This window comes from Neptuniibacter sp. CAU 1671, assembly GCF_029222905.1.
Classification (GTDB): domain Bacteria; phylum Pseudomonadota; class Gammaproteobacteria; order Pseudomonadales; family Balneatricaceae; genus Neptuniibacter.
The window spans coordinates 57153-70091 of record NZ_JARHUE010000003.1 but is presented as its reverse complement, the minus strand read 5'-3'; the positions used below and the strand labels follow the sequence as shown (position 1 = coordinate 70091).

The following is a 12939-nucleotide window of genomic DNA, read 5'->3' as shown; positions in this document are numbered from 1 at the left end:
CCAATGACTCTCGGCAAAAAGGGAGAGCTATTCTACACGCGAAGAGGTTTTGGGACAAATTTCAGACCTGAAATGTCCTCATGGGACGGGTGGCGCGAAGGGCACCAACCTCTTACCAACTCGTTGATTATCAGTTGGTTTTCTTCTTTATATCCAGTTGCACACTCTGCAAACTGCGGGCCCAGGGACGAACCTTTTGCAGCGCTGCAGGCAGCTGTTGGATCGCAGAAGTCGCTGCATCGCGGTTGCTGTACTGTCCGTATACCACAACATACCACGGTTTGCCTTTATATTGCGTTGCAAAATAATAAAAATCTACTGCTGAACTCTGGCTTTGAATAAATTTTTGAGCACCTTCTTCACTGCGCGAACCCATGACCTGCAAGGTGTAACTTTTTGCCGGCCAGCCCAGCAGGGTCTGCTCATCCTGAGAATAGCGGGATTCGGGCTGAGGGACAGATGTGACAACGACCTCAGGTGTTTCAACCGGAGCCGCCGCAGCAGTCACTTCAGCTACCGGCTGTACAGGGGTAGATGACTCGACAACTGATGTTTGTATCTCAGGTTTTTCAATAACCGATTCACTCGGGGGCTGCGTAATTTCCGGCTCTTTATCTATTTGTTCAGAATGCTCTGGCACAACAACCTGAGTGACCTGATTTTCAATCTGCTGAGGTTCAACATCGTTGACCGGCGCTTCCGTCAAAGGCAGCGTAGCCACCTCGGCTGGCACCTGATCTTCTACGGGAACGACCTGCACAGTCAGAGGGACTGCAATGCGTTCTTGCGAATCAGCTGAAACCACCTGCTGCTCTTGCGGCATAAACTGCCACATGGACAACACCAACACCACCAACAGCATGACAGCAATTCCCGCCATATGCAGCGGCGGCAAGGGAAACAACCGAGAGGCTGGCGACTCCATATTGGCTGACAAAAGCTCAATTACCCGCCCCGGCATACCCCCGGAACGCTGTACGATAGCATCACGTTTTTGCATGGACAGCCGGGCGCTCTGAGGCAGGCAGATTTCCATGAATGCATGCACTTCATCATCCTTCATACCCACCAGTAACAGGTTGTGGATACGCCCCTCAAGATGACGAATCAATTCATTCTGCGCCAGACGGGTAGCAAAATTCACTTCAGCGAACAGGACCAGCTGTACCTGCTGTTCAGGACTCCCCGCCGCATGCAGATTAAGCAGCAGGTCTAATGCCGAATCACTCAGAAGATCAGCATTATCAACCAGAATCAGACATTTTTGGCCGGCATCAGACAACGCCTTTAACTGGGACTGAAATTCCGTAAGCTGCTCCGCCAGCGTGTTTCCGCCAGCTTCATGCTGCGGTAACTGCAGGACCAGCTCTGATAGAAGCTCACGATCTTTGACAGATGCCGTCAGGGGAAGATGACAAACAACCAGATTGGGGTCATCTGACACTGGAATCAACTGATTGATAAGCGTGGTTTTACCTGAGCCGGATTCGCCGGTGACCAGCAATAAGAAATCAGAATATCGGATCAGGTGCTGGAGTTTTTCCAGCAACTGCATACGGCTGGGCGGTTCAAAATAAGTGTCAGCAACAGACATCATCGCCTTCCTCTGCCATCCATTAGCAGCATTGCCCCAGTCCTGCACCAGCCTGAAGGGTCTGATCGAGCAGTGCAGCATCAAACTGATCAGTCACTATCGCCATGCCTAGATGCTTCAATAACACGAGTCTTAACTGGCCATCGAGTACTTTTTTATCAACGGACATCAGTTCTTTGAAACGTTCAGCGGACATATTCTCGGGGGGCGCGACAGGCAAGCCCGCTGCCAACAATAGATTTTTAACACGCTGAACGTCATCAGCCGTGATCCAACCCAAACGACAGGAGAGATCGGCCGCCATCATGGTACCTGCACCAACAGCTTCGCCATGCAACCAGTTGCCATAACCCTGGTCTGCCTCAATGGCATGGCCAAACGTATGCCCCAGATTCAGCAAAGCACGAATACCGGACTCTCTCTCATCCTGCGCAACCACCTCAGCCTTGATTTCACAGGAGCGATAAATGGCCTGAGCCAGCAACGCCGGATTACGTTGCATCAGTTGCGTCATATTCAACTCAAGGAAGCGCAGGAACTCCGCATCATAAATAAGGCCGTATTTGATCACTTCAGCCATACCCGCTGAGAGTTCCTGATCAGGCAGAGTGTTGAGAACTTCCGTATCAATCACCACACAGCGCGGCTGATGAAAAGCACCAATCATATTTTTGCCGCGAGGGTGGTTAACGCCGGTTTTACCACCTACCGAGGAATCAACCTGTGACAGCAGCGTGGTCGGCACCTGAATAAACTCAACACCTCGCTGATAAGCCGCTGCAGCAAATCCAGTCATATCACCCACAACCCCGCCACCTAAGGCAATCAACGTTGTGGTACGGTTATGCCGCTTCTCCAGCAATCCATCAAAAATCTGATTCAGATATTCCAGTGTTTTGAATTCTTCCCCATCCGGGAGGATGACCGCGTCGGTTTTATAACCATCACCAAGGCTTGCTAACAAACGGTCCAGATACAGAGGAGCTACGGTTTCATTGGTAACCACCAGCACCTGTTTGCCTTTGATATAAGGTTTCATCAAACCTGCATCAAGCAAATTCTGACCAATAAAAATAGGATAACTGCGGTCGCCTAATTCGACCCGAAGCGTTTGCATCTGAAGTACCAAGAAATAATTGCACGATTTTAAAGCGGAGAAGCCGCCTGTAGCTGACGACGGATTTCACCGGCCACCGCCTTGGGATGGCGTTTGTCAGTTTTTACCACAATATCGGCCACCTCGGTATAGAGAGGATGACGTTCAGCCATCAATGTCTCTAAAACCTGTCGAGGATTTTCAGTCTGCAGCAAGGGACGATTACGATCACGCGCGGTTCGCTCAAGCTGCTGATCAACTGAAGTTTGCAGGTAGACGACGTGACCATGCGCCTGAAGACAAGCTCGGTTTTCGGGTCTCAGGACAGCACCGCCTCCGGTTGAAAGGACAATATCCTGACGCTCTGCTAACTCGGCTAACACAGCCTGCTCCCGATCACGAAAACCAACTTCCCCTTCCACATCAAATATCCAGGGAATATCAGCCCCCGCCCGAGCCTCAATCTCCCGATCAGAATCAACAAATTCGAGTTTCAGGTCCTGTGATAACAAGCGGCCTATGGTGCTTTTTCCAGCACCCATAGGCCCGACAAGAAAGATGTTCAAACAGCTTGTTCCTACTGATTTGCAGCCAGAGAACCGCGCACCAGTTTTGGTGTAATAAAGATCAGCAGCTCAGTTTTACTAACCTGATCAGACTTACGTTTAAACAACCAACCCACAGCAGGCAGATCACCCAGCAAAGGCACTTTATCAACCACATTGCTGGTTTCATTTTTAAAGACACCGCCCAGCACAATGGTTTCACCATCCGGAACCACGACGGATGTTTCCAGCTCGTTGGTATCGATACTGATGTCGCCGGTTGGCAGGATCTGGCCCAGCGTATCCTGAATCACTTTCAGGTCCATCGCAATGCGATCACCCGGGTTGATACGTGGAGTGACCTCAAGACTCAACACCACCTCTTTGAATTCGATATTAACTTCACTGTCTTCAACAGTCTGATAGGGAATTTCGGTACCCGACTGAATTTTGGCTGGCTTGCCGTTGGTAGTCATGACCTTAGGCTGAGACACAATCTCAACTTTGTTGTCCGACTCCAGTGCAGACAATTCAAGAGCAAGCAAGCTACTCGAACCGGGTTTAAAACCAATCGCGATAGAACCAGGGTTAGTAACGTTAGCGCCCAGATCAACCTGGAGGCCTGCTGCAGTAGGTGGCGCACCAAAGTTTACTGCACCAATATCACTGTTCAGAATCCAGCCTTTACCGTTATCCACATCGTTATAGCCAAAACCCCATTTAACACCCAGGTTCTTGGTGACATCGGTAGAAGCCGTTACCAGACGCGCTTCAATCAATACCTGCTCTACTTCGACATCAAAACGCTTCAGGGTTTTACGAATCTCAGTAATACCCGCGTCGGTTTCACGCACCATCAGCACATTGGTTTCATCATCTGCCATGGCAAAACCACGTTCAGAAATCAATTTAGCTTCCTGAACCGTTTTCAGCATTTCAGATGCTTTACGGTAATCGATCTGGATAAATTCAGTACGCAGAGGCGCGAGTTCTTCAATGGTTTTTTTGCTTTCCAGCTCCTGCTTTTCCTGCTCTGCCAGTTCAGCAATGGGCGCAATCAACAGCACATTACCTGCAGTACGCTGGCCCAGACCACGGGTTTTCAGGATAATATCCAGCGCCTGATCCCATGGGACATTTTTCAGACGCAGGGTGATATTACCACCCACCGCATCACTAACCACCAGATTTAGTTCTGCCACTTCCGCAATAATCTGCAACACAGACCGCAGTTCGACATTCTGGAAATTCAAATCAATGGGTTCGCCGCTGTAAGGAAACAGATCACGCTCGCGTTCTTTTTTGTCCTGTGGTGACAGGGGTTTGAAATCCAGAATCAATCGGTTATCGGTCTGAAATGCCAGATATTCGTAGGGTTCTGCACTGGGCTTGATCAAAATACTGGTGTTTGCACCTTTGCCCATTGAATCAATAAACATCACCGGTGTAACAAAATCCTGCACATCAACTCGGTTCTGCAATGCAGCAGGCAGTTTTGCACCCAACAGGTTTACAACCACATTATTGCCTTCTTCAACGATATCGACCCCGGCCTTATCGTCAGAAAGCACAACAGAGACCCGGCCCACACCGCCCTCTTCGCGTTCAAAATCAATACCCTGAACCTTAGTGCTTTCAACTACGGGAGCGGTATTCGATTCACCCGAAGAAACAACACTCGCTGCAGCTACAGGCGATTTAATCGCAGCGCCACCTTTAATAACAACGAACAAACTGTTGCCGTCTACATAGGTGTCGTAATTAGCTCCATCGGTCAGATTGGCAACAATGCGCAGCCGGCCTTCGCTCTCAGCAAAATTAACTTCGTCAACCAAGCCTTCTTTGACATCCAGAGAACGGGCACCCAGCTTATTATCAGCACCAGCGACATCCAACACCAATCTGGCTGGTTTTTTGATCATGTAGGCCTTGGGGGAAGCAGGCGGCGAATCAAAATTAAATTTCAACTCTACCCCACCCCCAGGCAGAGACACAAAGTCAGCTGCCGTCATGGAGTTGGCTGAGGCCAGTCCTGACATCATAAAGATGGCTGCGCAGACACTCAGAAAAGAAGCTTTTTTGGATGTCCGGGCCATCAACCCTGAAATTACAAGTATGAATCTTTTCACGATACTATCCCTTATTCCTGCTCTTCCAAGGCTAATGTGCGAGACCGATACATCCAGCCGCCACGACCATTTGAGATGATTTCTTTGAGTTGAATTTTACGCTCATCCAGCGCCACAATTTCACCGTAATCAAGACCCATGCGATCGCCTACGGTGACCCTGTGCACTTCCGCATTCGGATCACGCACTAATGCCCAGGAGGATTTCTGGCCACGCTTAAAAATGATACCTACCATTTCAAGATCATCTACCGAGAATGTTTCCAGATAATCTTTGATTCGCTCCGAATCAGGTTTAATACCGTTATCTGCGACTGCGCCAGGCTCGCCTGCCACCGCTTCAGGCTGCTCTGGCAGCAGCGGGCGAAATGGTTCACGCAGGCTGGCCCCTTCGTATACAAAACTCTCATAAGGTTTTGACTCAGGCAGCGGTTCAATCTTACCAGGAGCAGCAGCCCTGGCTTTCTCCACAAACACTTTCAGGTCGTCGATTCCATCGACCCAGTCAACACAACCAGTCAGTGACAGAGATACAAATACAATGCTAAGGAGTTTTTTCATCCCTTTGCTCCTTATTTCGTATCGTCGTAACGATAAGTTTTGGCACTGATGGTCATACTCAGCGACTCACCGCTTGGGTTAATGGTGTAATCATGCAGGGTCACAATACGTGACAGTGCAGCAATACCACTCACGAACTGGCCGAACTGATGATAAGCGCCCTGCACCACGATATTGATCGGCAGTTCTATATAAAACTTTTCTTTTCGCTCCGACGCCAGCGCAATCGAACCAATATCGAGCCCGACACTGGTACCGAGATTGGTAATATCTTCCAACAACCCCGGAACTTCTTTTTCAGTAGGCAGCTGAAGCAGTATTGCCGCAAACCGCTCTTCCACATCGGCCATCTGTTTTTTCAGTGCTGCAAGATTGGCGACTTCAAACGCCTTGGATTTGTAGGTCTGGCGTAGCTCAGTTTCTTTTTTGATCTCACGCTGAAGCTGAATTTTTTTATCTTCCACGTAATAAAACCAGCCGCCAACAGCCAGAATAGCAACGATCAAAATGTATGAAACGATTTTAACACCGATCGGCCAGTCGCCCGCCTGAGAAAAATCGAGCTCATTGATGTCAAAGCCTTCAAATGCTTTTTTCAACTTATCCATAATCAGTCCACCTCAGGGTTAGGCTTTGAAGCATCAACAGCCAAAACAAAGTTTTTCACATTGCTACCCTGGCGGGTCACTTTGCTGAGGTTTGGTTCGCCAAACCAGACAGAGGCATCCATATTCCGCATCAAGTTAGAAACCTGGATGTTGTCTCCGGCATTACCTGTAATGGAAATTTTTTCGCCTTTTTTGCTTATGGATGAGTAATACAGATCATCCGGCATAACCCGCACCAGCTCATCGAAGGTGCGCACAATCAAAGGCCGGGTACCCTGCAATTCTTCAATTGCGTTCAACCGCTCCAGCAGACGCGCTTTTTGCTCTTTCAGTTTTTTGATCTCTTTTATCTGCTCATCAAGCTTAGCGATTTCAGTCCGCAAGAAACCATTACGGCTGTTTTGGCGCTCTTTCATGAAATCAAAGTAATAGCCCATGGCAAATACAAGCACACCGCCCAATATAATGGATGCCACAACATTGGTCAGAAATTGCTTGCGGCGCTGCTCTGAGCGCTCTTCACGCCATGGCCTAAGGTTTATTTTTGCCATTGTCGACGTTCCTTATTCCTCAAATCCACGAATCGCCATACCCAGCGCCTTCAGCAATGCTGAAGCATCACGCTCAAGCCGAACACGATTAACCTTGCTGTTTATCGCCATATCACTGAATGGATTGGCCACTACAGACGGCACACCCACCTCTTCCTCGATGATACCGGCCAGCCCCTCGATATTGGCAACACCACCTGCCAGCAGAAGGCGGGACAGTTCACTGTGAGCACCGGAAGAATAAAAGAACTGCAGCGCACGGGAAACCTGCTGCACAACTGTCGCCCTGAAGGGTAACACCAGCATCTCAGTGATTTCCTGAGAAAGTTCTCCACTGCGCAACGCTTGCTCTACTTCTTCAGCAGACATTCCATATTGCTGATGAATCGAGTTGGTTAATTCATTACCCCCAAACGCCTGTTCGCGGGTGTATACAATCTTATCGCCACGCAAGACATGTAACGTCAGGGTTGAAGCACCGATGTCAACCACCCCCACTAATGGATCTTCATCCTGTCGCCCTGGAATCATGTGATTCACTGCACGCTCAAGCGTAAAGGTATCTACATCAACCACCAGACACTTCAAACCACCTTCAGTGACAACATCTTCACGTTGTTCAACATCATCCTTACGACACGCCACAACGAGAATCTGATTAAGGTTAGGCAGCGAGGAAGGGCCCTGCATCTCAAAATCCAATGCCACTTCATCGAGCGGATAGGGGATAAACTGATCCGCCTCAAGACGAACCTGCTCTTCCAGATCACGTTCTGTGTAGAGGGCGTTCATTTGCAGGGTTTTTGTGATTACTGCAGAGGAGGGCACCGCCGTAATAGCTTCAACGGCCTTGCTACCGGAAATACGTAACGCTTTGCTGATAGCTTCTGATACCACTTCCGGGTTTTGGATATTGCCATCATTAATGGCTCCACCAGGAAGAGAGACCACCGCATATGCCTGAAGTGAATACCCTTTACCTTGCTTGGACAGGGCGACCAGCTTGATCGACGAGGCACCTATGTCGATACCGACAAACTCCCCGGACTTTTTCTCCATAAAGCCAAACACAGACAATATCCTTACGTTTATGGTTTTATTCGCACCTACGGCTACCCGATAAGCACCACTTTAAGAATTATATTCCGCCCCCCGGTGGAGTAGCACGGCAAGCTGTAGGTATAATGCCGGTCACCGTATGTTCTGAAGACTAGCATAACACCACATGTTTTCGCTGTTAAAACTACTACTTAAATTTTTTTTTGCCGGGCTGATCACCGCTGTCATTGCCACTGGCGGCGTGTATCTCTATTTTTCACCGCAACTACCGGATGTGCAAACTCTGCGTGATGTTCGTCTACAGACGCCACTCAGAATTTACTCATCCGACAATAAACTCATCTCCGAATTTGGTGAAAAACGTCGTACACCTATCAGTTACAACGACATTCCACCCACCTTTGTTCATGCCATTCTTGCGGCTGAAGACAGCCGGTTCTTTGAGCATCCGGGCATCGACATTAAAGGACTGGCCCGAGCGGCATTCCAACTGGCCTCAAGCGGCCAGATTCAGAGCGGTGGCTCAACAATCACCATGCAGGTCGCTAAAAACTATTTCCTGACCCGCGAAAGAACCTTTACCCGCAAGTTCATGGAGATCCTCCTCGCCCTGCGTATCGAGCAGGAACTGAGCAAAGAAGAGATCCTGGAACTCTACATCAACAAAATCTATCTCGGTCAACGTGCCTACGGCATTCAGGCGGCTGCTAATGTCTATTACGGCCAGAATATTCAGGACTTGAGCCTTGAACGACTGGCAATGATAGCCGGTCTGCCAAAAGCACCTTCAGCTTTCAACCCAATATCCAATCCAACCCGCGCGCTGGAACGACGCAACTGGATTCTGCAGCGCATGCATAGCTTGGGCTATATTGAAGATCAGGCCTACGAAGAAGCGGTCAAAAAACCCGTCACGGCCAAATATCACAGCAGCGATATAGAACTGAGTGCACCTTATCTGGCAGAGATGGTTCGCAGTGAACTGTTTGAACAGTATGGTGAGGACCTCTACACCGAAGGCTTCAAAGTGTTCACCACTGTCAACAGTGAGCTGCAGAACACCGCCAACACCGCTTTAATCAAAGGCCTGCTGGAATACAGTGAACGCCATGGCTATCACGGCCCGGAGCAGCAGATTGATTTGCAGACCCTGACCGAAGAAGAGCAACAGCAACTCCTTAAAAACACTCCTGCTTTTGGTGGTCTGGAGCCTGCACTTGTGATTGGCGTCGATGATGCAAATAAAACACTGCAACTGCTGTTAAAGGGCGGCCAACAGACCCAGCTTACCTGGGATGGAATGAAGTGGGCACGCCCATACAAAACTGTCAATTACACCGGCAAGGCACCGGAAAAACCCAGCGATATTGTGACTGTCGGCGGCCTGATTCGCATTCTGCAACAAGACGATCAGCTACGCCTGACTCAGATACCCAAAGCGCAGGCGGCACTTGTCTCTCTGAATCCCGACAATGGCGCCATCCTCTCTCTGGTGGGCGGGTTCAGCTTCAGTCAAAACAAGTTCAACCGTGTCACCATGGCTGCGCGGCAGCCTGGCTCCAATTTCAAGCCGTTCATCTATGCCGCCGCCCTGAATCAGGGTTACACCCCAGCCACACTCATAAATGATGCACCGATTGTATTTCATGATGAAAAACTGGAAGGCAACTGGCGCCCCGAGAACTACAGCAAACAGTTTTATGGCCCTACCCGGTTAAGGGTAGCGCTGTATAAATCACGAAATCTGGTTTCCATTCGTCTGTTACGTGCTATCGGTATCAATACCGCTCTGGATTTCCTTGAGCAGATCGGCTTTAACCGGGACGAACTTCCTAACAACCTGTCACTCTCTCTGGGCAGTGCGGATATCACACCTCTGCAGCTGGTCACCGGTTACGCCAGTCTGGCCAACGGAGGCTTCAAGGTTTCACCCTATTTTATTGAACGTGTTGAGACCGCAGAGGGCGAAGAACTGTTCAAGGCTTCACCTGCAACGGTATGCGCCGACTGCATGCAGATTTCTGAGCAGAATCCAGCCTCGTCAGCACAGGGACAGGTATTGACCGACCGACCTTTAGCCCCCCGCGTAATCGACGAACGCGTTGCTTACCAGACCTACAATATGATGCAGGATGTGATTCGGCGCGGTACTGGCACCAAAGCCCTGGTACTCAACCGCCAGGATCTCGCAGGCAAGACCGGAACCACTAACGACCAAAAAGATGCCTGGTTCTCCGGTTTCAATCGTGATGTCGTGACAACGGTCTGGGTCGGTTTTGACCAGCCAACGACGCTGGGCCGACGCGAGTTTGGCGGTACCGCAGCCCTACCCATCTGGATAGATTTTATGCGTGAAGCACTTAAGGACCGGCCTGAAAACGCACCGGTTCCGCCTGAGGGCATCAGCATTGTCAAAATCGATCCGGTATCCGGCAAGCTGGCCTACCCCGGACAGGAAAACGCTGAGTTTGAAGTGTTCCGGGAAGAGGATGTGCCCACTGAGATGGCAGGCACACCAGGCACATCGAATCAAAGCCAGACCACAGAAAACCTGTTCTGACACTGCCTCTTACAGTTACAGAAAAAACACAAAAAAAACCCGGCCATGGCCGGGTTTTTTTATCACCGTGTCAGATTATGACAGAGGGTAATTTGCAGGCATTGGCAGGCGTGCTACACCCGTATCAATCGCAGCCTGAGCAACTGCAGTCGATACCGCACCCAGCAAACGAGAATCCGTTGCTTTAGGAATGATGTATTCACGACCAAACTCCAGAGAGTCCAGACCGTATGCGGTCAGTACTTCCTGAGGAACAGGCTCTTTTGCCAGTTCACAAAGAGCACGCACTGCAGCCGCTTTCATCTCTTCGTTGATTGCAGTCGCACGAACATCCATCGCACCACGGAAGATGAATGGGAAGCCCAGAACGTTGTTAACCTGGTTCGGGAAGTCAGAACGGCCGGTTGCCATGATCACGTCATCACGGGTCGCATGCGCCAGTTCAGGACGAATTTCCGGATCAGGGTTGGCACAGGCAAACACGATTGGGGTAGGCGCCATTTTAGCCAGCTGTTCTGCAGACAGCAGATCAGGACCGGACAGACCTACAAACACGTCTGCACCATCAATCGCATCATCCAGAGTACGCTTGTCGGTTTCAGTCGCAAACGCCGCTTTTTCAGGGGTCAGGTCATTACGGCCAGAGTGGATAACACCCTTACGGTCGATCATATAAATGTTTTCGACCTGAGCACCCATGTTGATCAGCAGCTTCATGCAGGCGTTAGCAGCAGCACCGGCACCCAGACAGACGATCTTGGCATCAGCCAGAGATTTGCCTGCAATTTCCAGTGCGTTGATCATGCCCGCAGCGGTCACAATCGCAGTACCGTGCTGGTCGTCATGGAACACAGGGATCTTGCAACGCTCAATCAGCGCGCGTTCGATTTCAAAGCACTCAGGTGCTTTGATGTCTTCCAGGTTGATGCCACCAAAAGTATCAGCGATACGCGCAACAGTATCGATGAACGCCTGAGGGCTTTCGGCATCAACTTCAATATCAATAGAGTCCAGACCAGCAAAGCGTTTGAACAGCAGCGCCTTACCTTCCATAACCGGTTTAGAAGCCAGTGGACCCAGATCACCCAGACCCAGAATCGCAGAACCGTTAGAGATAACTGCAACCAGGTTACCCTTTGCAGTGTAACGGTAAGCATTTTCCGGATCTTTAGCGATTTCACGAACAGGCTCAGCTACACCAGGGCTATAGGCCAGCGAGAGATCGCGCTGGGACTCAGCAGGCGTGGTTAGCTCTACGCTGATCTTACCTGGGCGAGGAAACTCGTGGTAATCGAGAGCCGCTTGTTTAAAATCTTGTGACATAGCAGGCGTTCCATACTTTTGTTTAATTGTCGAGACGCGCAATCATATAGAAAAGGCCCAATACGGACAAGCAATATGCGGGTTTATGGCTATTTTTTCGCCGCTTTTTTGCCCTGGATCAGGTCAATCAAATTGCAGTTGATCAAGATGACTCAGACGGATAAACCAGGGCATAAAATGGGCAGGCGCGGTGGCCGATTTAGGGCGAATCCAACCACGTACACGAATCTTTTTCCCTTCTAAAACAGACATATTCTGCTCGGTCAATTGAGTCACAAGCGGCTCAGGCAACATGACCGCAAGACGCTTATCAACCTCAAGTAACCAGCCTTTTTTCACGGTTTTTTGTTTCGTCACCAACCCCTGCAGCAAATAAAATCCAGCCGCATCAGATGATAATGAGGTCACTGCCTTCCACGGCGAGCGCTGCCACAAACCCACACCCTGTGCCTGAGCCCGTCGCTCTGCTTCCCCGAAGCAGTCGCGATAGACCAGATTAGGCGGAATACTGATTTGATAACCGTAGCCTTCTCTAATCAGCCGCTCTGAAATCAGCTCATTCTGCCGCCAAAGATGGCCCAGCCAACGCCCGTAACGATCCTTCTTTTCCAGCCCCAGCGTCAGACTGATAGGGCCATCAAACACCAGTGTCTGCAAACGGGCTTTAGCCTCATCCGCCATATACTCACTCGGACGAGCATCTTTCCCTGTTTCCGGAGTATTGATGCCAATTAACCGAATGATCCTGCCATCTGACAGCTTTACCGTGTCGCCATCGTAGACCCTGGATACAACCACGGCCTCCCGGTCAGCCTCCAGCGATGGCAAACACTCCGCCTGAGCAAACACAGCCCAAAACAAAAAGGCACTTCCCGAGGGAAGTGCCTTTTTCAGAATTCGGCTCAGCGACATCG

Annotated in this window: 11 protein-coding genes; 1 reads left to right on the top strand and 10 read right to left on the bottom strand. The window is 50.0% G+C overall.

Annotated features, from left to right (window positions below):
• Positions 1 to 130: 130 nt before the first annotated feature.
• The 8 genes from P2G53_RS06325 to pilM are packed head-to-tail and all read right to left on the bottom strand — an operon-like array spanning position 131 to position 8154.
• Positions 131 to 1594 carry an AAA family ATPase gene (locus P2G53_RS06325; protein WP_275815394.1) on the bottom strand — a complete coding sequence of 488 codons (1464 nt, stop codon included), beginning with the start codon at positions 1592 to 1594 and terminating at the stop codon, positions 131 to 133.
• Between the two features lie 22 nt (positions 1595 to 1616).
• Complete coding sequence (aroB, locus tag P2G53_RS06320; RefSeq protein WP_275815392.1) at positions 1617 to 2711, bottom strand: 3-dehydroquinate synthase; 1095 nt, start codon at positions 2709 to 2711, stop codon at positions 1617 to 1619.
• A 29-nt stretch (positions 2712 to 2740) separates the two neighbouring features.
• Positions 2741 to 3256 carry a shikimate kinase AroK gene (gene aroK, locus P2G53_RS06315; RefSeq protein ID WP_275815390.1) on the bottom strand — a complete coding sequence of 172 codons (516 nt, stop codon included), beginning with the start codon at positions 3254 to 3256 and terminating at the stop codon, positions 2741 to 2743.
• A gap of 11 nt (positions 3257 to 3267) precedes the next feature.
• Positions 3268 to 5364 (bottom strand): type IV pilus secretin PilQ, encoded by a 2097-nt coding sequence (gene pilQ / locus P2G53_RS06310; protein ID WP_275815388.1) that lies wholly within the window; start codon positions 5362 to 5364, stop codon positions 3268 to 3270.
• An 11-nt stretch (positions 5365 to 5375) separates the two neighbouring features.
• Entirely contained in the window at positions 5376 to 5924 is a 549-nt protein-coding gene (locus P2G53_RS06305; RefSeq protein ID WP_275815386.1) for a pilus assembly protein PilP, read from the bottom strand.
• Positions 5925 to 5935: 11 nt separating this feature from the next.
• Positions 5936 to 6532, bottom strand: coding sequence for a type 4a pilus biogenesis protein PilO (gene pilO, locus P2G53_RS06300; RefSeq protein WP_275815384.1), 597 nt, complete (start codon positions 6530 to 6532; stop codon positions 5936 to 5938).
• Positions 6533 to 6534: 2 nt separating this feature from the next.
• Positions 6535 to 7083, bottom strand: coding sequence for a PilN domain-containing protein (locus tag P2G53_RS06295; protein ID WP_275815382.1), 549 nt, complete (start codon positions 7081 to 7083; stop codon positions 6535 to 6537).
• A 12-nt stretch (positions 7084 to 7095) separates the two neighbouring features.
• Positions 7096 to 8154 carry a type IV pilus assembly protein PilM gene (gene pilM, locus P2G53_RS06290; RefSeq protein ID WP_275815380.1) on the bottom strand — a complete coding sequence of 353 codons (1059 nt, stop codon included), beginning with the start codon at positions 8152 to 8154 and terminating at the stop codon, positions 7096 to 7098.
• A gap of 154 nt (positions 8155 to 8308) precedes the next feature.
• Between pilM and P2G53_RS06285 the strand changes: the two genes are divergently transcribed.
• A complete protein-coding gene (locus tag P2G53_RS06285; protein WP_275815378.1) occupies positions 8309 to 10702 on the top strand; it encodes a penicillin-binding protein 1A in 2394 nt (797 codons plus the stop codon).
• Between the two features lie 75 nt (positions 10703 to 10777).
• Here the strand turns inward: P2G53_RS06285 and P2G53_RS06280 are convergent, their stop codons facing one another.
• Positions 10778 to 12025 carry a malic enzyme-like NAD(P)-binding protein gene (locus P2G53_RS06280; protein ID WP_275815376.1) on the bottom strand — a complete coding sequence of 416 codons (1248 nt, stop codon included), beginning with the start codon at positions 12023 to 12025 and terminating at the stop codon, positions 10778 to 10780.
• A 123-nt stretch (positions 12026 to 12148) separates the two neighbouring features.
• Positions 12149 to 12937, bottom strand: coding sequence for a thermonuclease family protein (locus P2G53_RS06275; protein ID WP_275815374.1), 789 nt, complete (start codon positions 12935 to 12937; stop codon positions 12149 to 12151).
• Positions 12938 to 12939: the final 2 nt, after the last annotated feature.